Source organism: Cyanobium sp. FACHB-13342, assembly GCF_014697415.1.
Taxonomy (GTDB): domain Bacteria; phylum Cyanobacteriota; class Cyanobacteriia; order PCC-6307; family Cyanobiaceae; genus Cyanobium_A.
In genome coordinates, this window is record NZ_JACJRT010000014.1 from 102,050 (window position 1) to 124,915 (window position 22,866).

Below are 22,866 nucleotides of genomic sequence, written 5' to 3' on the forward strand. Positions count from 1 at the left end.
TGGGCACGGAGGGGCCGCCATTTGTCCTGGATTCCCGCCAGTACCAAAGGTCTGATCCATTGCTTTAGGCAAACTTACCGAAATTTCAGCGCCAAGCCAGTCCCGAACCAACAGCTTCACCAAGGTGGACTAATCCATGGCGGTCGAGTTGGCTGCCCAGGCCCTCGAGAATGCGGGGCACCAGGGCCGGTCCTCCATAGATCCAGCCGGTGTACAGCTGCACCAGCGAGGCTCCAGCGGCGATCCGCTCCCAGGCACTCTCCGCCGAGTCGACGCCGCCCACCCCAACCAGGGGCAAGGCGGGGCCGGCCGTGGCCCGCAGCCGCCGCAACACCTCGAGGGCCCGAGAGCGCAGGGGGGCGCCACTGAGGCCACCGGCCTCCTCGCCCAAGGTGCGGCCGGTCTGACTCAGGCGTCGCTGCTCCAGGCCGAAACGGTTGAGGCTGGTGTTCACAGCGATCACCCCAGCCAGGCCCTCCTCGTAGGCCATGCGGGCGATGGCATCGATCGCGTCGTCTTCCAGGTCGGGGGCGATCTTCACCAGCAAGGGCGGACAGGCGGGCAACCGCCGCAGCCGCTCCACCAGGCGCCGCAGCAGGGTTTCCTCCTGCAGCTCCCGCAGGCCGGGCGTGTTCGGTGAGCTCACGTTGATCACGGCGTAGTCGGCCAGGGGGGCCAGCAGCTCCAGGGACGAGGCGTAGTCGTCGGGGGCCAGCTCCAGGGAGGTGATCTTCGATTTGCCGAGATTGATGCCAAGCACGGCGGGGCGCCGGCCAGGAGCCGGCAGCTGCTGGCGCTCGAGGGTGCGGCGCAGGGCCTGGGCTCCGTCGTTGTTGAAACCCATCCGGTTGAGGGCCGCCCGCTCCGCCGCCAGGCGGAACAGGCGCGGCTTGGGATTGCCCGGCTGGCCGTGCCAGGTGACCGTGCCGAGCTCGGCAAAGCCAAAGCCAAACAAATGCCAGATTCCCGCCGCCACACCGTTCTTGTCGAAGCCAGCCGCCAGGCCCACCGGATTGGGGAAGCGGCAGCCAAACAGGGTCTGCTCCAGCCGGGGATCGGGACGCTGCAACTCGGCCGCCAGGCCGGCCAGGGCCCCACTCACCAGGGGCCAGCGGCGGCGCAGCGACGCCTGGGCCAGGGCCGTGAGGGTGAGCTGGCTGAGCTGCTCGGCATCGGCACCGTCGTCCCGCCCCAGCAGCGGACCCACCAGCCGCCCGTAGAGCGCCTCGGTGCTGGTTGCCGAGCCCGTCTCCGCCATTAACCGCCGCTCACTCCCGATCCTCCAATCCTCCCGCGTCCCGTTCCAAACGCCAGCGCCCCCCCTCCAGGGGCAGCACCTGCCAGTCGCGCCAGCGCCAGGGTTCACGGCGACGCTCCAGCTGCTGCAAGGGCTGCTCCACCAGTTGGGCCAATTCCACCAGGCTGAGGCCATAGCCCTGAACGGCAAACCGGTCGGCCAGCTCAAGACGGCTCAGCAGGTGCTGCAACGGAGCCGGGGCTTGATCCGGCGCCGACTCAACGGGCTCCAAGGGCGGCACATCGGCCTCGATCCGGGCGGTGGCCACCACCTCGCCGACCGCCATCGCCGGCATCTGCCCCCGGGAGAAGGCCACGGCGATCGCATCGCAACGGTCGTTGTCGGGATCGCCGCTGTGGCCCTTCACATGCACCAACTCCACCCCCGGCAGGCGGGCCCGATCCAACTGCTCCCACAGATCCCGGTTGAGCACCGCCCCACCCGAGGCCGTGCGCCAGCCCTTGCGCTTCCAGCCCTGGATCCACTTGCTGAAGCCGTCGATCAAGTAGCGGCTGTCCGTGCGGATCGCGAGCCCGGGGGCGTGGGGCAAGTCCCTGAGGGCCTCCAACAGGGCCAGGGCCGCCGTCAGCTCCATGCGGTTGTTGGTGGTGGCGCGATCGGCCCCACCCAGTTCATGGACCGAGCCATCTTCGAAGCGCAGCAACGCCCCCCAGCCCCCAGGCCCCGGATTGCCACTGCAGGCACCATCACAGGCCGCAGCCACCACTCTCACCGGCTCAGCCGCCACTGGACAACTCCCCAAAGCTCGCTAGAGAACACACCTGCCCGTTGCGCTTGCCCGAGCCATGGACCAGGCCGTACGTCGAACCTACCTGGCTCTAGCGGGCGCCGGGCTGGCCCTGCTCACCCCCTGGGCCGGCGCCGCCAGCCTGTTCGACAGCAGGCCCATGGACAGCAGTCGCTTTGCGGTGCTGGCGCGGCCGGTGGGCCCCAGCGACTGGAACCTGCTGGTGCTGGAGCAGATCCAGGCCCAGCCCCTCTGCTGGCAACAACGGCCTGACGGCTTGGTGGACCCGGCCCTCAATCGCTTCAACTTCACCGGCATCTGCAGCCGCTATCTCGACAGCAACGGCTATTCCCTGCGGATCGGCGGCCAGGACCTGGCCAGCCGCTACCGGCTGCAACTGCGCCAGAGCGGCACCGAGCTGCGACTGGAGGCCAGCACCACCAGCAATCCCACCGTGCTGGTGGTGGGCAGGGCGCACGTGCCCCTGCGCGACCGGGACGGCTTTGTGGCCTTGACCCTCGAGCCGGGCTGGGACCTGCAGCGGCGGGTGTTCAACAGCCAGACCCTCAGCCACATCTACTTCGCCAATCCCAGCCCCCTGCCCCAGCTGCTGGCCAAGGCAAGCGGCGCCCCCCTGGCCCTGCGGCCACCGGTGGCCCCGCCCAGCCTGCCGGGCCCAACCCGGACCAGTGGCAGCAGCCTGGTGGCCCGCGGGCCGATCCGACTGCCGGTGATCCCCTTCAGCGACTGAATCATTCAGCGACTCAATCACGCGCCAGGGGTGGGGACAGTTGCCAGACAGGCCGATCCCACCTCCCCCTCCCCAACCCAGGCCGTTATGGTCTCAGCGTGTGAGGAGTGGGAACGCTCTTCCAGGGTCGAAACGAGGACAGACTCCCGGAATCGTTCCAACTCAGAGCCCTGCCTTCGGCGGGGCTTTTTTATTGGCGCGGGGGGGCAGCAAAAAGCCGGCCCCAAAGGGCCGGCTGAGTTTTGGACAAGCAAGGGCCCAAGGGGCCCAGGGATCACTTGATGGTGACCTTGCCGCCGGCTTCTTCCACAGCCTTCTTGATGGTTTCGGCTTCGCCTTTGGCGATGCCTTCCTTGATGGCGCAGGGAGCGCCTTCCACCAGGGCCTTGGCTTCACCCAGGCCGAGGCCGGTGGCCTCGCGGACGGCCTTCAGCACCTTGATCTTGGCGGCGGCGTCAAAGCTGTCGAGCATGACGTCGAATTCGGTCTTCTCTTCAACGGCTTCGGCAGCAGCTGCGGGAGCGGCGGCCATCACCACGCCGGCGGAAGCGGCGGCGGACACGCCGAAAGCCTCTTCGATCTGCTTGACGAGCTCGGAAGCCTCAAGCAGCGAAAGGGTTTTCAGCGATTCGAGAATCTTGTCGGTAGTAGCGGACATGGTTGGGAATCAGCAACAGATCTGTTTGTGAACAGTCGGATCGAGGGAGCTCGAACGCGCGGAATGCGATCAGCCTTCGCCAGATTCGGCGTGCTGGTTGAGCGCCCGGGCAAGACCGGATGGAACCTCGTTGATGCCCACAGCCAGCTTGGTGGCCACGGCATTGATCGCACCGGCGATCTGGGCCATGAGCACCTCCTTGGAGGGCAGATCCCCGATGGCCTTGATGTCGGATTGGGAGAGGAGCTGACCTTCGAAAAGGCCTCCTTTCACTTCCGACTTCTTCGTGTCCTTCTGGAAGGACTGCACGGCCTTCACCGCACCACCCACGTCGCCCTTGACGAGCACGAAGGCGTTGGTGCCGGTGAGCAGGGAATCGAGATTCGACCAGGCGCTATCGCCATCAATGGCTCGGCGCATCAAGGTGTTTTTGGTCACCTTGCACACACCGTTGCTGGCCTGCAGACGGGTCCGCAGATCAGACATCTCCTTGATGGTCAGGCCCTTGAAATCGAGGACCAGCGCCATTTCGGCCTCGCCGAGGAGCCCCTTGAGCTCTTCGACGATCTGTTGCTTGTTCTCCAGAGTGCGGCCCATAGGGAAGGAACGGATCAGGGGAACAAGCGGGGAACGCGGCCCGGGACGCCGAGGCTTTCCCGGATGGGAAAACGTCAGCTCGAGGCCGCTGCCTGTTCTGTCACCCGTCCGGACGAATCCGATCTGGAGCCAAACCTGTCGCGATCACCTCGGCAGGACTTACACAAGGTGGGCCGGAGAACCGGACCACACAGGCAACCTGCTGTCTGGGGTTGGGCGCGTGCCCTTCTGGCAAAAGCCAGTCCAATACCTTACATCTTGAAGCGCCGGCTCAGCCCTCCTGCTTGATGTCCTGCAGGGCGGAAAAGTCGACTTCCACCGAAGGGCCCATCGTGGAGGTCACGTACAGGCTCCTCCAATAGCGGCCCTTGGCGCCGCTGGGCTTGTTGCGGTCGATGGTCTCCTGCAGGGCCTTGAGGTTGTCGAGCAGCTTGGCCGCATCAAAGCTGGCCTTGCCGAAGCGCACGTGCACGATGCCGGTGCGGTCAGCCCGGAACTCGAGTTTGCCGGCCTTGAACTCGTTGATGGCGCCGGCCAGATCGGTGGTGACGGTGCCGGCCTTGGGGTTCGGCATCAGACCCCGGGGACCGAGCACCCGGCCCAGCTTGGCCACCTTGGGCATCATGTCGGGCGTGGCGATCAGCAGGTCAAACTCCATCTCGCCCTTGGCGATCTGATCCACCAGGTCGTCGTCGCCGGCCAGATCGGCGCCAGCGGCCTTGGCGGCGGCCACGGCCTCACCGCGGGCAATCACCGCAATGCGGATCGACTGGCCGGTGCCATGGGGCAGGGCCACGGTGGTGCGCAGTTGCTGGTCGGTGTACTTGGGATCGATGCCGAGGCGCACGTGGGCCTCGAGGGTTTCGTCGAACTTGGCATTGGCATTGGCCTTGACCAGCTCAATGGCCTCCAGGGGCGCGTAGCTGCGGTCTTCGACCTTGGCGCTGAGAGCGGCGAAACGCTTGGAAATTTTCGGCATGGTGGGAATGGGGTACGGACGATTCAGGTCTGGAACCGATGCGGGACTGCCTGGATCTCCCCCGGGTAAGGGTGGATGGATTGGGGACGGAGCGGGGCTCAGTCGTTGACGGCGACGCCCATGTTGCGGGCGGTGCCTTCAATGATGCGCATGGCCGACTCAACGCTGGTGCAGTTGAGGTCGGGCAGTTTGGTCTTGGCGATCTCCTCGAGCTGGGCACGGCTGATGGCACCCACCGACCCCTTGGCAGAGGTGGCGGCACCCTTCTCAATGCCGGCGGCCTTGGAGATCAGCACGGAGGCGGGAGGGGTCTTGAGAATGAAGGTGAAGCTGCGGTCTTCGAAGACCGAGATCTCCACCGGGATGACCAGACCGGCCTTCTCCTGCGTGCGGGCGTTGTACTCCTTGCAGAACGCCATGATGTTGACGCCGTGCTGACCGAGGGCAGGGCCCACCGGCGGCGCGGGGTTGGCTTTGCCGGCATCGAGGGCCAGCTTGATTACGGCAACGACTTTCTTGGCCATCGTCTCGGGCTACTGGGGCAAAACTCCCAACGGGAGTGGGGGCGGTCCTGCGGATGACCTCCAGAACTGGAGGTGTGCGGGAGGCGGCCGTCCTCCGCAGGGAGACGGCCGCTGAGGGGCCGGGGCCTAACTCTGCTTGCTGATCTGGGAGAACTCGAGTTCCACCGGGGTTTCCCGGCCAAAGATCGAGAGCAGGGCCTTGAGCTTGTTGCGCTCTCCGGACACCTCGATCACCTCGCCTTGGAAGTCCTTGAACGGACCTGCCGTGACCAGGATCTGGTCGCCTTCGGTGAGATCCACCTTGACAACAGCCTTTTTCTCGGCCGCCCGCTTGAAGATCCGGTCAACCTCCGAGCGGCTGAGGGGGCGGGGCTTGATGTGACCCCGGGCCTTGGCCGTGGCACGGCGCTCCTCGGCCCCCACGAAGTTGATGACGTTGGGGGTGCTGCGCACGGCCATCATCGTGTCCTCATCCAGCACCATCCGCACCAGCACGTAGCCGGGGAACACCTTCTCCTCGGTGCTCTGACGGGAGCCATCCTTCTTGAGCTTCACCCCGGGGGTCTGGGGAATCTCAATCTCCAGAATGCGATTGTCCACGCCGAGGGTCACCGCCCGTTGCTCCAGGGTGGCCTTCACCTTCTTCTCACAGCTCGAGGCCACCTGCACGGCGTACCAGCGGGCCACCTGCAGCTTTTCACCGCCAGCCGGCTGCTCCAGCACCTGGGCGTTGGGCTCCAGGCCGGTCTCCAGCCCATCGTCTGCGGACCCCAGGACGTCGAGAGAACGGTCGGTAGGGCTGTCGGTCAGGGGCTCAGACACGGGACTCACAACGGAAACGGAACGCGGACTCAGCGGAAGACCTGGATGGCCGCCCAGCCATAGAAACGATCGATGGCGGCGATCGCCGCTGCCGAGAGACTCACCATCAAGATGACGGCCACCGACTCGCTGAACAGCTGCTGACGACTGGGCCAGACGACCTTGCGCAATTCCGCCAAGGTGGCGGCGGCAAAGCCCTCGGGCGGCAGCGGTGATTCCGGAGCCGTGGCGGGCTCAGGGGTCGCAGCGGATTGATCAGGATTGGGCGGATCGTTAGTCAGGACGGATGGGGCGCGGATTCGTCCGCACTGGCCGGCAAACGACCACCCTACCCGAGGGGCACAAAGGTCAAGGGATCGCCGGGCTCCACGCGCACCCCCCGGGCACCGCTGAAGCGCTCGGCCAGCAGCTCCGTGGCCAGGGGATTCTCCAACTGACGGCGCAGCACCCGCCGCAGGGGCCGGGCACCGTATTCGGGCTCGTAACCCTGCTCGGCCAGGGCCTGAACCACCGGCTCCGGCACCTCCAGGACCAGATGCTGCTCCGCCAGCAACCGGGCCAACTCGGCCAGCTGCAGCCGCACGATCCTCTGCAGATCGGCTGGACCGAGGGGACGGAAGCGGATCACCTCGTCGATCCGGTTGAGAAATTCAGGCCGGAACTGGGCCGACAGCGCCTGGTCGACTTGCTGGGCCAGGCGGGCCTCCAGCTCCCCAGCGAGGGCCGGATCACCGCCGGCGCGGGCGGTCTCCAGGATCGCCCGACTGGCCAGATTGCTGGTCATGATCACCACCGTGTGGCGAAAATCCACGGTGCGGCCCTGGGAGTCCGTCAGGCGGCCGTCGTCGAGCACCTGCAGCAGCAGGTTGAACACCTCCGGATGGGCCTTCTCCACCTCATCCAGCAGCAGCACGGCGTAGGGCCGGCGCCGCACCGCCTCGGTGAGCTGGCCGCCCTCCTCATAGCCCACGTAGCCGGGGGGGGCCCCCACCAGCCGGGCCACGGCGTTGCGCTCCATGAATTCGCTCATGTCGAGCCGCACCAGGGCGTCGTCCTCATCGAAGAGGGCCGCTGCCAGGGCCTTGGCCAGCTCGGTCTTGCCCACACCGGTAGGGCCCAGAAACAGAAAGGAGCCCACCGGCCGCGTGGGCGACTGCATGCCCGCCCGGGCCCGGCGGATCGCCGCGGCCACCGCCGCCACCGCCTCCGGCTGGCCGATCACCCGCTCGCCCAAGCGGGCTTCCAACTCGAGCAGCTTCTGCCGCTCGCCCGCCAGCAACCTCTGCACGGGGATACCGGTCCAGCGGGCCACCACATCGGCAATGTCCCCCTCCTCCACCTGCTCCCGCAGGATGGTTTCCCCCTGCAATTCCGCCTCGAGGGTCTCGCGGCGCTGCTGCAGACCATTGAGCTGGTCATGCTGCAGCCGGGCCGCCTCCTCGTAGTCGCCCTGGCGCTCCGCCTCCCCGATGGCGTGGCGCAGATCGTCGTCCTGCTGGAGCAGATCCCGCAGTTCCGCCAGCCGCTCCCGCTCCGCCTGCCAGCGCTGCTGCACCTCCTGCAGCGCCTCGGTGGCCCGGCGGCGCTGGTCTTGCCACTGCACCCGCTCCTCCAGCGGAGCGGCCTCCGCCGAGAGCAGGGCCAGCTCCACCCGCCGCAGCTCGGCTTCGGCGGCCTCCACCAACTGGGGCTTGGAGGTGACCTCCATGCGCAGCTGGGCGGCGGCCTCATCCACCAGATCAATGGCCGAATCGGGCAGGCAGCGATCGGTGATGTAGCGATCCGCCAACCGGGCCGCCGCCACTAGGGCCTGGTCGGTGATCGCCACGCCGTGGTGCAACTCGTAGCGCTCCTTGAGACCCCGCAGGATCTCCACGCTCGTGTCGAGACCGGGCTCCTTGATCAGCACCTGCTGGAAGCGCCGATCGAGGGCCGGATCCTTCTCAATGCTGCGGCGGTACTCCTCCGGCGTGGTGGCGCCGATGCAGCGCAGGTAGCCCTGGGCCAGGGCCGGTTTCAGCACGCTGCCGGCGTCGGCATTGGAGCGGTCGTTGCTCACCACGGTGTGCAACTCATCGATGAACAGCACCACCCCGGCCGCGCCAGGCACCCCATCGGCATCACGCACCTCCTTGAGCACGGACCGCAGCCGCTCCTCGAATTGGCCGCGGAACTTGGCCCCGGCGATCAGGGCGCCGAGATCCAGGGCCACCAGCCGCAGGCCCTGCAGCGAGTCGGGCACCTCACCGGTGACGATCCGCTGGGCCAGCAACTCAGCCACAGCGGTTTTGCCCACACCGGGCTCGCCGATCAGCACCGGGTTGTTCTTGCTGCGGCGCGAGAGCACCTGGATCAGGCGGCGCATCTCCAGGTCGCGACCGATCACCGGGTCGAGCTCGCCGGCCCGGGCCGCCGCGGTGAGGTCACGGCCATAGCGCTCCAGGGCGCTGGGCTCGGGCGGCTCCTGCTCCAGGCGAAGTTCGGAGCTGGGTGCGAGTGGCGGAGGCGAGGACAGGGACGTCGCTGGGCTGGCCGTGTCAATCCAGGCATCGGACAGCCCTGCTGAAACCGGGCCGACGGCGGGGGCAGGGGCAGAAGCTGGGGGAGGCTGGAGCGGCAGGGTGGAGGTGGCGGGGGCAACCGCGGCACCCGGCCGGAACTGGCGCAACAGCAGATCTTCACTGAGCCCCTCCCCCCCCAGCAGCGCGGCGCCGATACGGGGCTCCCGCACCAGGGCCATCAGCAGATGGGGCAGGTCCAGCAGGGGAGATCCCCAGGCGGCCCGGCAGCGCTCGGCGTCCTCCAGCAGGTCTTCAAGGGCATCGCCGATGTAGAGCGCCTCACCGGTGCTGCCGGGCTGGTCGGCACAGAAGCTCTCGAGCCGGTCCAACAGGCGATCGGGATCGAGGGGCAGGGGGTCCAGCCAGGGGGCGAAGCGCCGCTCCAGCAGCAGGGTCTGCAGCAGGTGCTCCACATCCATGGCGCCATGGCGCCAGCGGCGGGCCGTGTCCTGGCTGGCCAGGAGCAGGTCCCAGGCGTCATCGCTGAAGCGATCGGGTTCGCTGGTGAGGCTGGGGGGCACGGGATCGGCGCGCATGGGCTTGGTGGGGTCAGCCGCGGGAGGAGAGCTGGATCAGTTCCACCTTGTAGCCATCGGGATCTTCCACGAAGGCGATCACCGTGTTGCCGTGCTTCATCGGGCCCGGTTCGCGCACCACCTTGCCGCCCTTGGCACGGATCGCCTCGCACACCGCCTGAATGTCATCCACCCCCAGGGCGATGTGGCCATAGCCGCTACCGAGGTCGTAGGCAGCGGTATCCCAGTTGTGGGTGAGCTCCAGCACGGTGGTGTCGCTCTCCTCGCCGTAGCCCACAAAGGCGAGGGTGAACCGGCCCGAGGGGTAGTCCTTGCGGCGCAGCAGGCGCATGCCCAGCACCTCCGTATAGAAGGAGAGGGAACGCTCCAGATCCCCCACCCGGAGCATGGTGTGCAGCAGGCGCATCAACGAAACCGGTGGGCCGGCAACCAAGACTCAACGCCCCCATTGTGGCGAGCAAGCCCGGGGGCGGTACCCGTTGGCACAAAAGGGGTAGAGGGGGTGACCCATAGGATCAGCCCAAGTCAGCAACAGGCGCGCCGACGTGATCGACTCCCTCGACCTTGTGATCGACACCGTGGTGGCGCGGGAGGTGCTCGACTCCCGCGGCACCCCCACGGTGGAAGCGGAGGTGCTGCTCGAGGGTGGTGCCAGCGGTCGGGCGATCGTGCCGAGCGGCGCCAGCACGGGTGCCCATGAGGCCCACGAGCTGCGCGACGGCGGCAGCCGTTACTTCGGCAAGGGCGTCACCCAGGCCGTCAACAACATCGAAGAGCGGATCGCCCCGGCCCTGTGCGGCCTCAGCGCCCTGGACCAGAGCGCCGTCGACGGCGCCATGGCGGAACTGGACGGCAGCGACAACAAATCCAGCCTGGGCGCCAACGCCGTGCTGGCGGTGAGCCTGGCCACCGCCCGGGCAGCCGCCAATGGCGTGGGCCTGCCCCTCTACCGGTATCTCGGGGGGCCCCTGGCCAACCTGCTGCCGGTGCCGTTGATGAACGTGATCAACGGCGGCGCCCACGCCTCCAACAACATGGACTTCCAGGAGTTCATGCTGGTGCCCCACGGCGCCGGCAGCTTCCGCGAAGCCCTGCGCATGGGCGCCGAGGTGTTCCACACCCTCAAGGGCCTGCTGAGCAGCCAGGGCCTCTCCACCGCGGTGGGCGACGAGGGCGGCTTCGCCCCCAACCTGGCCAGCAACGACGCCGCCGGTGAGCTGCTGGTGCAGGCGATCGAGAAGGCCGGCTACCGCCCCGGCGACCAGATCTCCCTGGCCCTGGATGTGGCCAGCACCGAATTTTTCAAGGACGGCCGCTACAGCTTCGGTGGCGGCAGCTACAGCAGCGCCGAGATGGTGGACCAGCTGGCCCAGCTGGTGAGCCGCTTCCCGATCGTGTCGATCGAGGACGGCGTGGCCGAAGACGACTGGGAAGGCTGGGCCCTGCTCACCGAGCGCCTTGGCAAGACGGTGCAGCTGGTGGGCGACGACCTGTTCGTGACCAACACCGCCCGGCTGCAGCGCGGCATCGACCTGGGCGTGGCCAACTCGATCCTGATCAAGGTGAATCAGATCGGTTCGCTCACCGAAACCCTGCAGGCGATCGATCTGGCTGGCCGCGCCGGCTACACCAGCGTGATCAGCCACCGCTCCGGCGAAACCGAAGACACCACCATCGCCGACCTGGCGGTGGCCACCCGCGCCGGCCAGATCAAGACCGGCTCCCTCAGCCGCTCCGACCGGGTGGCCAAGTACAACCAGCTGCTGCGCATTGAAGACGAACTCGGCAGCCAGGCGGTCTACGCCGGCGCCGAAGACCGCGGCCCCCGCGGCAAAGCCTAAATTTTGCATCGAGGACTACCAAATTTAGGTCGACAAAAGTATAAATAAAGACTACACTCACTGCATTGTAAAAATAAAGCGAATCGGGGAGATGGACTGGATTGAGATACCCCTCAGACGCGTCGTCAACGCCTAATCCTTTAGCTGATCTCAATCCCGAGCACCGCCAAGGAGCCCGTCCCAAGGCCAGCCAGGCATGGCAGCTTTCTGCCGTTTTGGCGGGCATCGGCATGCTTGGCTCCGTCGGGGCGAGCGTTTTCACCTACAAGCTCGTGCACGAGCCCCTCGAGACGGTCGGAGCCTTCGAGGTGAGCCATCTGGCCTCGTCGCACTGCAACGCCATCGCCAGCACCCTCAGGGGCCTGTCGCTCGCCCGCAGCAATGTGATGAGCGGAGAACCCGACGGAGCGCGCACGGACCCCGACCCCAACGCCACCATCGGCGTGGTCAACCTGGGCAGCGGGCGCCTGGAGAGCCCCTCTAGCAGCAGGCTGTCCAGGCAGGAGGCCGAGCAGATCCTGCGCCGCTTGCCCCTGGATCCCAGCCGCGATCCGCAGGCCCAGTCGGTGCCCACCGCCCTGGGTGACGCCTCCAGCGGCCTGAAGGCCGACCTGGCCCAGCACCAATGCAGGGAACTGGACGATGGGCTCGACCCTCTGGAGGTCCGGGTCTACCCGATCCAGGGGAAGCCCAGGGGCTGGCTGGCCTTCGTTGATGGCCCCTGGACCGTGCGGGGCGAGCGCAAGGCATCCTTCGCCCTGGTGAATCTGTCCACCAACAGGTTGGCGACCCTGGGCCACGATCAGGACCGAACCCTGCCGCAGTTCTTCACCAGTGAAAAGGATGGCGACGAGTTGCGTATGGACCTACAGGTCGATTCGGCCGGCGTGCTGAAGGACGAGGCAAGCCTGCACCAGGCCCTGCCCAAGCTGGACCTGGAACAGGACGATCAGAAATTGGAAGAGCTGAAGATCGTTCCCTTTGCCAACCAGCTGGTCAGCACCCAGCTGAGCATCGATCACCGCATCCTCAATGGGATGTCCTGGCGGGCGACCGGTCTGGTCTTTGTGATGGGCTTGCTGGGGACCAGCATCGTGGTGCTGGTGAGTCGCCGCTCAGAGATCCGCCTGCGCCGGCTCAATGAGGCGCTCGTGCGAGAAAGCCGCACCGATGGCCTCACCCGCATCGCCAACCGCCGGGCCTGGGATGAAGCCCTCAACCTCGAGGAAAGCCGGCGCCAGCGCCATGGTTACCAGTACGGGCTGGTGGTGATTGATCTGAACGGCTTCAAACAGATCAACGACGAGCAGGGCCACCAGATGGGCGATGAGGTGCTGCAGATCGCCGCCAGCCAAATGGCTGCCCAACTGCGCAGCAGCGACCTGTTGGCCCGGGTGGGCGGCGATGAATTCGCCCTCTTGATCGTCAACCCCAGTCCAAAGGGCCTGGAAGAGTTCGTGGAACGCCTGCGTCAGGCGCTTCGCCACAGCGGCGTCGATGCGTCGATCGGGGCTGCCCTCAGCGAACAGCACGCCACCCTGGAGCAGACCTGGGCGAAGGCGGATGAGGCGATGTATGCGGTCAAATCGAGCCGCCGTCCAGCGGAGTCGAGCCCAACCCGCCTGGACTGAAGCTCAGGACTTCCCCACCCCAGGCAGCTGATCGATACGGCCGTCGCGCTTGAGCCGGCCCTGCAGCTTGAGCCAGCTCAGGCCCACCGGCAAACCCGCCAACAGCGGGATGGCCACCAGGGCGGGGCGAGCGCTTGCGGCCAGCAGGGCCGCAGCCACTGCCAATCCGGCCAGCAGCATGGACTGCCCCGCAGCCTGCTGGGCCAGGGCCAGACGGCGCAGCAGGCGATCGGTTTCGCCGGCACGGATCTGCACCTGCAGGTCGCCCTGTTCAATGCGGGCCAGGCTGTCGTCGAGACGCTTGGGGATGCCCAGGGCGCGGCTCCCCACCTCGGCCGCCTGCCGGGAAATCTCGTTGAAGAGCTCGTTGCCAAACCGGTCGCCGCTGCCTGAACCGCTTGAAGTCATCAGAGGGAGCAGGTAGGGACGGGCGATCGCCACCAAGCTAAAGCCGCTATCCAGGCTGCGGCCAACCCCTTCGAAGGTGGAGAGGGCCCGCATCACGAAAATGAGTTCTGGGGGCAGGCGGAAGGGCTGGCCGTAGACCAGGTCGTAGAGATCCCCCGACAGTCGCTCGAGCACGTTGGCGGAAAAGGGGGGCGTGAGGGCCTCCTCCAGCATCAGGCGCACCAGGCGGCGCACCGGCCCGGGATCGACACCGGGGGCAATCACCCCGGCCTGCTGCAGTTCCCCCACCAGGCCGGCCGCATCGCGGCTGGCGGCGGCACGCACCATGCTGCCCAGGCGGCCCCGCAGGCGGCTCGAGAGCTGCCCCATCATGCCGAAGTCGTAGTAGATCAGGGCCCCATCGGCGGCCACGGCCAGGTTGCCGGGGTGGGGGTCGGCATGGAAAAAGCCGAAACGCACCAGCTGCTGCAGATAGCTGGCCGCCCCTTTCTCCGCCACCGCAGCGGGCACAATCCCGGCCTCCAGCAGGGCTTGGCGGTCGGTGATCTTGATGCCGGGAACGTAATCCAGGCAGAGCACCCGACGGGTGCTCAGCTCCCACACCACCGCCGGGATGCGGATCCCCGGATCGTCGAGAAACTGCTGGCGAAAGCGGGCCGCATGCTCCGCCTCGAGCCGGAAGTCGAGCTCCCGCAGCAACACCCGCCGGCACTCCTGGGCGATGCCGATCCAGTCGCGGCCGCGGCCCCAACGGGGATGGCGCTGCACGGCGCCAGCCACCTGCTGCAGCACCTCCAGGTCGAGCCGAAAGGTGCGCTCCAGCCCTGGGCGTTGCACCTTGAGCACCACTTGGCGGCCGCTGCGCAGGCTGGCGCGATGCACCTGGGCCAGGCTGGCGGAGCCCAGGGGTTCGGGTTCCAGGTCGATGATTTCCGAGCAGCGCTCCCCGAGCTCCTGCTCCAGCAGGTCCTGCACCACCGTGAACGGAAAGGCGGGCACCCGGTCCTGGAGGGTGGCCAGCTCCTCCACCAGCTCGGCCGGCAGCACATCGGGCCGGGCCGAGAGCAACTGGCCGAGCTTGATGAAGGCCGAGCCCAGGGCCAGGAATTCCTGGGTGAGCCAGCGGGCGCGCCGGCGCTGACGCCGCCGTTGGCGCTCGGCGCTGACGCCACCGGGATAGGTCCAGCCCTGGCCGTCCCACCACAGCCCCAGCACCAGCGCCAGGGCCAACCACCAGATGCGCAGCGGCCGCAGGATCACGAAGGCTGGTCCAGGCGTCGCGCCATCGCCGCCACCTTGGCGCGCAGGGCATCGATCTGATCCTGGGGGTCCTGGCCAGCCGGATCATCGGACCCATCGGGACCTTGGGGATCCCTGGTGAGCCCCTGGCCCTCCCGTTCGATCCGCTCGGCCTCCGCCTCGACCTCCTCCCAGAACAGCTGCAGCTCCTGACGCAGGCGTTCGGGAGCGTCCTGGGCCAGCAGGGCCAGGCTGGCCGCCCCATCCACCAGACCACTGCCCAACCGGGCTCCGAGACGCTGCAGGGCAGCCTGCAGCAGCGATTGCGGCGCACTCATCGCGGGCCGGCCTCCGGGGAACCCAGGGGCTGATCCTCGCCAGGCAACTGGGGGGGAGGCGGGGCCTCCGCCCTGGGGGCGGGGGGCTGGAGCCGCGGCTCCGGGGCTGGAGCCGGATCGCCCGGCAGCTCCGAAGCGGCCTCCAGCTCATCGCGGGCGCGCCTGGCCTCGTCCTCCGCCGTGGGGAGGGCCTCCGGCTGGGCGGCTGGCTTGTCGGCATTGGTCTGCCGCTCGAGCTCCAGCAGATCCAGGCTGCCGCGCACCTCCTGGCTGTCGGCCCCAAACCGCAGCCGCAGGCTCTCCAAGGAGGTGCCGGGGAAGGGACGCACCTCAAAGCCCTGGCCGAGCCGCACCAGCGAGGGCAACTGGAGGGCCAGCAGCCGGTGGGTCAGGCCATAGCCAAGGCCGAAGCAGACGCCGGCCAGCAGCGGCACCTGCCAGCGGGGCCGGGGGCGAGGGGGCGTGGAGGCCGAAACGGGGGCTTGCACCATGTGCCCAGTCTGGCCTGTGCCCGCCTACGTCGTGTAATCGGCGTTGATGCGGACGTACTGATCCGAGAGGTCGCACCCCCAGGCCAGGCCGCAGCCCGGTCCATCGCCCAGCCGCAGGCGAATCTGCACGGTGTCGTCCTGCAGGTAGGCCCCGGCGGCACGCTGGCGCAGGTACCCCGAGGCGGCGGCACGATCAAAGGTGAGGGGCTGGCCCGCCGCCATCAGCTGGTGCTCGCCCAGCCACAGGGCCACGGCCTCGGGATCGAAGGGCACCCCGGCGCGGCCCGCCGCCGCCACGATCCGGCCCCAGTTGGGGTCGCGGCCGTGCACGGCGCACTTCACCAGGGACGAACCACAGACCGTGCGGGCAATGGCGCGGGCACCGGCGTCATCGACGGCGCCCTCCACCCGCACCTCGAGCAAACAGGTGGCACCCTCACCATCGCGGGCGATCGCCTTGGCCAGGTGCTGCGACACCGCCGTCAGGCCGGCCTCCAGCGCCCCATAGAACTCGGGGCTTAAGGGCTCCCCGGCTGCAAAGGCCAGGAACGTGTCGTTGGTGCTGGTGTCGCCGTCCACCGTGATCGCATTGAAGGAGCGGTCCACCGCCCGCTTCACCATCGCCTGCCAGATCTCCGCCGGCACGCCCGCATCACAGCTGAGGGTGCCGAGCATGGTGGCCATGTTGGGGTGGATCATTCCCGACCCCTTGGCCATGCCGCCGAGGCGCACCGTGCGGCCGCCCAACTCGGCCTCCAGGGCGATCTGCTTGTCCACCAGATCGGTGGTGAGGATCGCCCGGGCCGCCGCCGCCCCCCCCGCGGAGCTGAGGGCTTCGGCCAGGGGATCCAGGCCCGCCAGCAGGGTATTCATGGGGATCGGCACACCGATCACGCCCGTGGAGCAGATCAGCACCTCCTCGGATGCCAGCCCCAAGCGATCGGCCAGGGCCTGGGTGGCCCGCAGGCTGTCGATCAGGCCCCGATCGCCCGTGCAGGCATTGGCCTGGCCCGAATTGGTGAGCACCGCCCGGGCGTGGCCGCCACTGGCCACGAGCCGCTCGGCGCAGAGATCCACACAGGCGGCCCGCACCAGCGACGTGGTGAAGGTGCCGGCGCACACCGCCCCTTCCGGAGCCAGCAGCAGGGAGAGATCCGGATTGCCGGAGGCCTTCAGGCCCGCCGTGATTCCCGCCGCCAGGAAGCCGCTGGGGGCGGTGATGCCGCCGGGAATCGGGTGCCAGGAATGGGTCACGGTGGGCGGGGAGCTGGAGCCATCCTCACCCTGCAGCCGAATCGACGCGGCAGGGGCATCCTGGGAACCGAATGGCAGCCCTGGGGCAGGAGTGCGCGATGGACATCGGCGAGCGGATCCGGGGGGAATTCGTTGACGTCATCGACTGGACCGAGGACGGCAGCGACACCCTGGTGTGGCGCTTCGAACGCCAGGGCAACGCCATCAAATGGGGGGCCCAGCTGATCGTGCGCGAGGGCCAGCAGGCCGTGTTTGTGAATGAAGGCCGCATCGCCGACGCCTTCGGGCCGGGCCGTTACCGGCTGGAAACCCGCAACCTGCCGGTGCTCACCAGCCTGCTGGCCCTGCCCACGGCCCTGGAGAGCCCCTTCAAGGCCGAGGTGCTGTTCGTCGCCACCCGCCAGTTCACCGACCGCAAGTGGGGCACCCGCCACCCCCTGATCCTGCGGGACCCGGAGCTGGGACCCATCCGGCTGCGGGGATTCGGCAGCTACAGCCTGCGGGTGGCGGACCCGATCCAGCTGATCCGCGAGCTGAGTGGCAGCAATCCCCACTTCGCCGTGGACCAGATCAGCGAGCAGCTGCGCAACCTGATCACCAGCCGCCTGGCCGACCTGCTGGGGGACAGCCATCAGCCGGTGCTCGACCTGGCCAGCCGCTATGACGCGCTGGCGGACGCCCTGCGCAGCCGGCTGGCGGCGGAGTGGGCGGGCTATGGCCTGGAGCTCACCACCCTGCTGATCGAGAACCTCACCCTGCCGCCAGAGGTGGAAGCCGCGCTCGATCGCCGCACCGCCATTGGGCTCACCGGCGATCTGGCCGCCTTCCGCACCTACCAGGAAGGCATTGCCCTGGAGAAGGCCGCGGCCAACCCCAGCGGCAGCGCGGCGGCCGGAGCCGGGCTGGCCATGGGCTTTGGCCTGGGCGAGCGGCTGAGCCCGCCCCCGCCACCACCACCTCCCCCCCCCGCGGCCGACGAGGACGGGGCGCCGTGAACTGCCTGAGCTGTGCGGCCCCGATTCCGAGCGGCGCCGTGTGCTGCGCCTACTGCGGCAGCCGGGCCGACCTGGATCTGCAGGGCTGGAGCCATGCGGTGGGGTCAGGCCCCTGGCCCGAGCACAGCTGCCCCAACGGCCACGGGCCGCTGGAGTTGGTGGAGCTCCAGGAGCTGCGGCTGGGCCGCTGCCCCACCTGCCTGGGCCTGTGTCTCGAGCCCGGCAGCCTGGAAACCCTGCTGCGTCCGGCGGCCGCCGAGGTGCTGAACACGGATCGCCGCCTGCTGGACGCCCTCACCAAGGCTCCACGCCAGCACGAGGGCGCCGTGCGCTATCGGCCCTGTGCGGTGTGTGGCGATCTGATGAACCGCAGCCTGTTCGGCCACCGCAGTGGTGTGATCGTGGACCGCTGCCGGGATCACGGGGTGTGGCTGGATGCCGGTGAACTGCGGCAGCTGCTGGAGTGGACCCGCGCCGGTGGCGCCCTGCTCGATCAGCAACTACACCAGGAGGAGCAAGACCAGGCCTTGCGAGCGGCTCGCCGGGCAGCCGCGGCGGCCGAACTGCAGGGCGACGCCCCCGAAGGCTTGGAGGTGCTGAACCCCTTGGGCCGGGCCCTGGCCCGCTGGTTGGGCTGATGGGGCTGCCGGAGTTGCCGGAGTTGGCAGGGCAACGCCGCATCGGGCTCACCGGTGGCATCGCCACGGGCAAGAGCAGCGTGGGGCGCCTGCTGGAAGCCCGCGGGCTGCCCGTGCTGGATGCGGATGGCTATGCCCGAGAGGCCCTGGCACCCGGATCGGTTGGCGAACGGGCGGTGTTGGAGCGCTACGGGGAAGGGGTTCGGGCCCCCAACGGGGCCCTCAACCGAGCCGCCCTGGGGCAGATTGTGTTTGACGACCCGGCCGAGCGCCGCTGGCTGGAAAACCTGGTGCATCCGATCGTGCGCCACCGTTTCGAGGAGGACTTACAGCAACAGGCCAGGGCCGCCACGGTGGTGCTGATGATCCCGCTGCTGTTCGAAGCCGGCCTGGAAAGCCTGTGCAGCGAAGTGTGGCTCGTGGATTGCGACGAAACCCAGCAGCTGCAGCGCTTGATGGCCCGTGACCGCCTCAGCGAAGCAGCAGCTCGGGCCCGCATGGCCGCCCAGTGGCCCCTGGCGCGCAAGCGCGCCTTGGCCACCATGGTGATCGACAATCGCGGCCAGCCGAACGCCCTCGTCAGCCAGGTGGAGCAGGCGCTCAGGAGGCCTTGATCCAGGTGATCAGGGCTGGGTAATCAATGATGAAACGGATGGCGAGCAAGACAAACATCAACGCCAGGCTGGAAAACACAAGCCGCAACTTCTGGCTGGAAAGATTCAAAAGAACCAGGTCGTCGCCTTGGGTATTGACAATCTTGCGGAAGCCTTTTGCAGCCTGATTGAGCTGATAAGCCGCAAACAAAGCTGCCAGAGTTTGGAAGGCATCATCGAGGGTGCGCAGCAACAAGGAAACCTTGCCGCTTGCAATCACATTGAACAGAAATGATGCATTGGCAATGCCATAAACGAGCAGCGCCAAAGCCGAAACAAGGCACAATCTGGCCAAGGCGCTGAAGTGTTTGTTTTCAGCGGCGCCAAACTCGAATTGGGAGTTGGTCACTAGATTGGGGCGAAATAAGACGGGAAAACCCTAACTTACCCACGAATAAATGCAACACCAGTGACTTTAATTAACATGAACTGGTCCGTCGAGGCGAGGCAGGCGCTCAGCCGTTGAGCTTGGCGATCAGAATCTGGTTGGCCAGTTTGGGGTCGGCCTTGCCGCCGGTTTGCTTCATCAGCTGGCCCACAAAGAAACCCTGCAGCTTGGTTTTGCCCCCGCGGAAGGCCTCCACCTCAGCGGGGTGGGCAGCCAGCAACTCCTCCACGATCGCCGTGATCGCCGCCGGATCGCTGATCATGCCCAGACCCCGCTCCTCGACGATCGCCTTGGCCGAGCCGCCTTGCTCCAGCAGCTCGGGCAAGATCTCCTTGGCGATCTTGCCGCTGATCACGCCGCCCTCGATCAGCTGCACCATCTCGGCCAACTGCTGGGGCTTGAGCGGCAACTCCGCGATCGAAAGCCGGTTGGCATTCACATAGGCGGCGATGTCGCCGGTGACCCAGTTGGCCACGGCCTTGGCATCGGCGCCGGCGGCCACGGCGGCCTCGAAGTACTCGGCCATGGCCCGCTCATCGGTGAGCACCCGGGCGTCGTAGATCGACAGGCCCAGCTGGTCGGCATAGCGGTGACGCTTGGCAGCCGGTAGTTCCGGCAGCTCAGCGCGCCAAGCTTCGCGCTGGGCGTCGCTCACCTCGATCGGACCCAGATCGGGATCGGGGAAATAGCGGTAATCGCTGGCACCCTCCTTGCCCCGCATGCTCTTGGTGAGCTGCTTGCCCTCATCCCAGAGGCGGGTTTCCTGCACCACCGGCTCGCCGGCCTCATAGGCCTTGATCTGGCGCTGGATCTCGTAATCAATCGCCTTCTGGATGGCGGAGAACGAATTCATGTTCTTGATCTCCACCTTCGTGCCGAAGGGAGCCTCAGGTCCCCGCCGCACCGAAATGTTGACGTCGCAGCGCAGGGAACCCTCCTGCATGTTGCCGTCGCTCACCCCCAGATAGCGCATGATGCGGCGAATCTCCGAGGCGTATTCCGCCGCCTCCCGGCCGGTGCGCAGATCCGGCTTGCTGACGATCTCGGCCAGGGCCACCCCGGCGCGGTTGTAATCCACCAGCGAGTGGGTGGAGCCAGCCAGGCGGTCGCTGCCGGCGTGCACGAGCTTGCCGGCGTCCTCCTCCATGTGGAGGCGCTCAATGCCGATGCGCTTGGTGTAGGTGTCCTTGCCCTTCTCGGCCACCTCCACCTCGATCCAGCCGTCTTCGGCAATCGGCTCGTCGTACTGGGAGATCTGGTAGTTCTTGGGCAGGTCGGGATAGAAGTACTGCTTGCGGTCGAATTTGCTGTGTTCAGCAATGTGGAGATTGAGGGCGAGTCCTGCCTTCACCGCATACTCGAGCACCTTCTGATTCAGCACCGGCAAGGTGCCGGGCAAGCCACACACCACCGGGTCGATGTGGGTGTTGGGATCGTCGCCGAAGGCGGTGGAAGCACTGGTGAAGATCTTGCTGGCGGTGCCCAGCTGCACGTGGGTCTCCAGGCCGATCACGGCTTCCCACTCGGCCTGTGCTGCCCCTGCCATCGATGCTCTCCAGCTCCTGTGCGTGGCCCGATCCTATGGAAGGGCACCTACCCTGAAACGGAATGGGGGTGCCCGGTCTGCCCCACACCACGTTCAAGGCCATGGCCGCCGCCCCGGAACCGGTGCTGATCCTCGGTGGGGGCCTGATGGGCCTGGCGATCGCCCACCAGCTGGCCCGCCGCGGGGAGTCGGTGCTGGTGCTGAGCCGCCGCCGCAGCGAAGCCGCCGGATTTGTGGCCGCAGGCATGCTGGCGCCCCACGCCGAAGGGCTCAGGGGCGACCTGCTGGCCCTTGGCCAGGCGAGCCAGGCGCGGATCCCCGCCTGGGTGGCGCAGATCGAAGCCGACAGCGGCCTGCCCTGCGGCCTGCGGCCCTGCGGCATCGTGGTGCCCTTCGCCAGCGTCGAGGAGCGGGACGCCTACCCCACCGCTGGCTGCGGCCAACCGCTTGACCGCCAGGCCCTGGAGCGGGAGGTTCCTGGCATCGGAGCTTCCTGGGCCGCGGGGCTGCTGTTCGAGCAGGACGGCCAGATCGACAACCGCCGCCGGCTGATGCGGGCCCTGGAGCGGGCCTGCGTGGAGCTGGGGGTGACGTTCCAGGAGGGCACCGAGGTGCTGGGCCTGGAGCGCGATGGGGTCGGAGCTCTCCAAGCCGTGCAGCTGCGCAATGCCGCCGGCGAAGCCCAGCGGCTGCCGGCCGAGCGGGCCGTGCTGACCTGCGGGGCCTGGAGTGCCCAGCTGCTGCCCGAGCTACCGATTGCGCCGGTGAAGGGCCAGATGCTGTCGCTGCAGGGGCCAAGGCAGGCCCTGGGCCGGGTGATTTTTGGCCCTGGCACCTACCTGGTGCCGCGGGAGGACGGGCTGCTGGTGGTGGGTGCCACCAGTGAGGCCGATGCGGGCTTCAGCGAGGGGCTCACTCCCGTGGGCCAACGCCAACTGCAGGACGGCATCGCCGCCCTGCTGCCCGCCGCCAGCCATTGGCCGCCGATGGAGCGCTGGTGGGGCTTTCGCCCCTGCACCCCCGACGAAGCACCCCTGCTGGGCACGAGCCCGATTCCTGGGCTGTGGCTGGCGGCCGGCCACCACCGCAACGGGGTGCTGCTGGCGGCGATCACGGCCGAGCTGCTGGGCCGCGAGATCAGCCCAACCGGCCCGCCGGCCAACAACCTGGATCTGACCCTGCCCAGCGGCCGCCCCTGGCAGCAGGCCTTTGGCTGGGATCGCTTTGCTGGCGAAGGCCGCTCTTAGAAGAAGCGCGGCAGGCCGAAGCTCGGCACCGAGGGAGCCGAGGGGATCCCAGGAATTCCGGGCATGCCTGGAATCGACACCCCTGGCACGTTGGCGCGGATGTAGCTGTCAAGGGCGCCCATGGCCGGCAGGGGAATCGAGAAGCCTTCAAACAGGGGGCCGTTGAGAATGCCGGTGTAATCCCCGGAAGAGAGCTTCAGCAGGGTGAGGATCACTCCCTGGGGCGACAGGCGCAGTTTCTGGCCTGCTTCCACCCGGGTGGGTGCGGCGCCCGTGGGTTCACCGTTCTGCAGGGTCTCCACCTCCACGCTGCCCTCCAGCACGGACAACTCCGCTTCCTGGTTGTCGTTCACCTCCAGCAGGTAGTTGGTGCCGCGCACGCTCAAGCGTGAGGAGCGGGTGCAGCCGCTCTGGGCCCCCGACACCAGGATTTGCCCCTTGCTGAGCAGGAAGCAACTGTCGCCCAATTGCAGCTGGGAATGGCGATTGAGGCGCCCCACCGCTCCGGAGGTGAAGGCCAGTTGTCCGCGGGACTGGCCGGTGCTGATGTCCTGGGGGGCAGAGGCCTTCTGCTGGACCACCGCCTGGCGCGCATCGATGTAGAGCTCCTTGCCATCCAAAATCTGCTGCACCGTGGCGCTCGTCGCAACGGCAGGGGCGGCCAGGGCGGCCGACGGCACCGTCAGCAGCAGGGCCAGCAGGGAGGACAGCCGCCCAGTCAAAA

24 protein-coding genes are annotated in these 22,866 nt (G+C 67.8%); 7 read left to right on the plus strand and 17 right to left on the minus strand.

The genetic code is table 11. The features are described 5' to 3' along the window. Positions 1-85: 85 nt before the first annotated feature. Positions 86-1,258: a quinone-dependent dihydroorotate dehydrogenase gene (locus H6G16_RS11055; RefSeq protein WP_190390368.1), complete on the minus strand. Its 1,173-nt coding sequence runs from the start codon at positions 1,256-1,258 to the stop codon at positions 86-88. Between the two features lie 10 nt (positions 1,259-1,268). Further along, positions 1,269-2,045: a ribonuclease HI gene (locus H6G16_RS11060; RefSeq protein WP_190390369.1), complete on the minus strand. Its 777-nt coding sequence runs from the start codon at positions 2,043-2,045 to the stop codon at positions 1,269-1,271. A 58-nt stretch (positions 2,046-2,103) separates the two neighbouring features. On the opposite strand from H6G16_RS11060, the gene H6G16_RS11065 reads away from it, so the two are divergent. After that, entirely contained in the window at positions 2,104-2,796 is a 693-nt protein-coding gene (locus H6G16_RS11065) for a DUF3747 domain-containing protein (RefSeq protein WP_190390370.1), read from the plus strand. A 274-nt stretch (positions 2,797-3,070) separates the two neighbouring features. On the opposite strand, the gene rplL is transcribed toward H6G16_RS11065, so the two are convergent. The 8 genes from rplL to gloA form a co-directional block, all read right to left on the minus strand. After that, on the minus strand, positions 3,071-3,454 hold the full coding sequence (rplL, locus tag H6G16_RS11070; RefSeq protein ID WP_190390371.1) for a 50S ribosomal protein L7/L12: 384 nt from the start codon (positions 3,452-3,454) through the stop codon (positions 3,071-3,073). Positions 3,455-3,523: 69 nt separating this feature from the next. After that, on the minus strand, positions 3,524-4,051 hold the full coding sequence (gene rplJ, locus H6G16_RS11075) for a 50S ribosomal protein L10 (RefSeq protein WP_190390372.1): 528 nt from the start codon (positions 4,049-4,051) through the stop codon (positions 3,524-3,526). 271 nt (positions 4,052-4,322) lie between these two features. Then, on the minus strand, positions 4,323-5,030 hold the full coding sequence (gene rplA / locus H6G16_RS11080; RefSeq protein ID WP_190390373.1) for a 50S ribosomal protein L1: 708 nt from the start codon (positions 5,028-5,030) through the stop codon (positions 4,323-4,325). A gap of 98 nt (positions 5,031-5,128) precedes the next feature. Next, positions 5,129-5,554, minus strand: coding sequence for a 50S ribosomal protein L11 (rplK, locus tag H6G16_RS11085; RefSeq protein ID WP_190390374.1), 426 nt, complete (start codon positions 5,552-5,554; stop codon positions 5,129-5,131). A gap of 126 nt (positions 5,555-5,680) precedes the next feature. Beyond that, the gene (nusG, locus tag H6G16_RS11090; RefSeq protein ID WP_242036400.1) at positions 5,681-6,295 is read right to left on the minus strand and encodes a transcription termination/antitermination protein NusG; all 615 of its coding nucleotides are present in this window, start codon (positions 6,293-6,295) and stop codon (positions 5,681-5,683) included. A gap of 110 nt (positions 6,296-6,405) precedes the next feature. Beyond that, positions 6,406-6,585, minus strand: coding sequence for a preprotein translocase subunit SecE (secE, locus tag H6G16_RS11095; protein WP_242036401.1), 180 nt, complete (start codon positions 6,583-6,585; stop codon positions 6,406-6,408). Positions 6,586-6,704: 119 nt separating this feature from the next. Further along, positions 6,705-9,473, minus strand: a complete 2,769-nt coding sequence (locus H6G16_RS11100; RefSeq protein WP_190390375.1) for an AAA family ATPase — start codon at positions 9,471-9,473, stop codon at positions 6,705-6,707. 13 nt (positions 9,474-9,486) lie between these two features. Further along, entirely contained in the window at positions 9,487-9,879 is a 393-nt protein-coding gene (gloA, locus tag H6G16_RS11105; protein WP_190390376.1) for a lactoylglutathione lyase, read from the minus strand. 139 nt (positions 9,880-10,018) lie between these two features. Here gloA and eno point away from each other — a divergent pair, with 139 nt between their 5' ends. Further along, on the plus strand, positions 10,019-11,314 hold the full coding sequence (eno, locus tag H6G16_RS11110; protein ID WP_190390377.1) for a phosphopyruvate hydratase: 1,296 nt from the start codon (positions 10,019-10,021) through the stop codon (positions 11,312-11,314). A gap of 230 nt (positions 11,315-11,544) precedes the next feature. Next, positions 11,545-12,945 carry a GGDEF domain-containing protein gene (locus H6G16_RS11115; protein WP_190390378.1) on the plus strand — a complete coding sequence of 467 codons (1,401 nt, stop codon included), beginning with the start codon at positions 11,545-11,547 and terminating at the stop codon, positions 12,943-12,945. 3 nt (positions 12,946-12,948) lie between these two features. Here the strand turns inward: H6G16_RS11115 and H6G16_RS11120 are convergent, their stop codons facing one another. Genes H6G16_RS11120 through argJ form a run of 4 tightly spaced genes read right to left on the minus strand, consistent with a single transcriptional unit; the run spans position 12,949 to position 16,675 of the window. Continuing rightward, on the minus strand, positions 12,949-14,613 hold the full coding sequence (locus tag H6G16_RS11120; RefSeq protein WP_190390379.1) for an AarF/UbiB family protein: 1,665 nt from the start codon (positions 14,611-14,613) through the stop codon (positions 12,949-12,951). Beyond that, complete coding sequence (locus H6G16_RS11125) at positions 14,610-14,930, minus strand: hypothetical protein (RefSeq protein ID WP_190390380.1); 321 nt, start codon at positions 14,928-14,930, stop codon at positions 14,610-14,612. The genes H6G16_RS11120 and H6G16_RS11125 overlap by 4 nt, the downstream gene beginning before the upstream one ends. Beyond that, on the minus strand, positions 14,927-15,421 hold the full coding sequence (locus tag H6G16_RS11130; RefSeq protein ID WP_190390381.1) for a hypothetical protein: 495 nt from the start codon (positions 15,419-15,421) through the stop codon (positions 14,927-14,929). The genes H6G16_RS11125 and H6G16_RS11130 overlap by 4 nt, the downstream gene beginning before the upstream one ends. A 24-nt stretch (positions 15,422-15,445) precedes the next feature. Next, the gene (gene argJ, locus H6G16_RS11135) at positions 15,446-16,675 is read right to left on the minus strand and encodes a bifunctional glutamate N-acetyltransferase/amino-acid acetyltransferase ArgJ (protein ID WP_190390382.1); all 1,230 of its coding nucleotides are present in this window, start codon (positions 16,673-16,675) and stop codon (positions 15,446-15,448) included. Between the two features lie 71 nt (positions 16,676-16,746). Here argJ and H6G16_RS11140 point away from each other — a divergent pair, with 71 nt between their 5' ends. From H6G16_RS11140 to coaE, 3 genes are read left to right on the plus strand one after another with little or no spacing between them, the layout of a single operon-like run. After that, positions 16,747-17,670: an SPFH domain-containing protein gene (locus H6G16_RS11140; RefSeq protein ID WP_190390383.1), complete on the plus strand. Its 924-nt coding sequence runs from the start codon at positions 16,747-16,749 to the stop codon at positions 17,668-17,670. Beyond that, on the plus strand, positions 17,667-18,308 hold the full coding sequence (locus H6G16_RS11145) for a zf-TFIIB domain-containing protein (protein ID WP_190390384.1): 642 nt from the start codon (positions 17,667-17,669) through the stop codon (positions 18,306-18,308). The genes H6G16_RS11140 and H6G16_RS11145 overlap by 4 nt, the downstream gene beginning before the upstream one ends. Next, positions 18,308-18,922, plus strand: a complete 615-nt coding sequence (gene coaE / locus H6G16_RS11150) for a dephospho-CoA kinase (RefSeq protein WP_190390385.1) — start codon at positions 18,308-18,310, stop codon at positions 18,920-18,922. Before H6G16_RS11145 ends, coaE begins: the two co-directional genes overlap by 1 nt. Here the strand turns inward: coaE and H6G16_RS11155 are convergent. Then, positions 18,909-19,310, minus strand: coding sequence for a hypothetical protein (locus H6G16_RS11155; protein WP_190390386.1), 402 nt, complete (start codon positions 19,308-19,310; stop codon positions 18,909-18,911). The genes coaE and H6G16_RS11155 overlap by 14 nt on opposite strands. A gap of 106 nt (positions 19,311-19,416) precedes the next feature. Further along, positions 19,417-20,895: an Asp-tRNA(Asn)/Glu-tRNA(Gln) amidotransferase subunit GatB gene (gatB, locus tag H6G16_RS11160; RefSeq protein ID WP_190390387.1), complete on the minus strand. Its 1,479-nt coding sequence runs from the start codon at positions 20,893-20,895 to the stop codon at positions 19,417-19,419. Between the two features lie 101 nt (positions 20,896-20,996). Between gatB and H6G16_RS11165 the strand changes: the two genes are divergently transcribed. Next, positions 20,997-22,142, plus strand: coding sequence for an FAD-dependent oxidoreductase (locus H6G16_RS11165; RefSeq protein ID WP_190390525.1), 1,146 nt, complete (start codon positions 20,997-20,999; stop codon positions 22,140-22,142). Here H6G16_RS11165 and H6G16_RS11170 read toward each other — a convergent pair. Further along, a complete protein-coding gene (locus H6G16_RS11170) occupies positions 22,139-22,864 on the minus strand; it encodes a FecR domain-containing protein (RefSeq protein WP_242036381.1) in 726 nt (241 codons plus the stop codon). The two genes, H6G16_RS11165 and H6G16_RS11170, sit on opposite strands and share 4 nt — an antisense overlap. Positions 22,865-22,866: the final 2 nt, after the last annotated feature.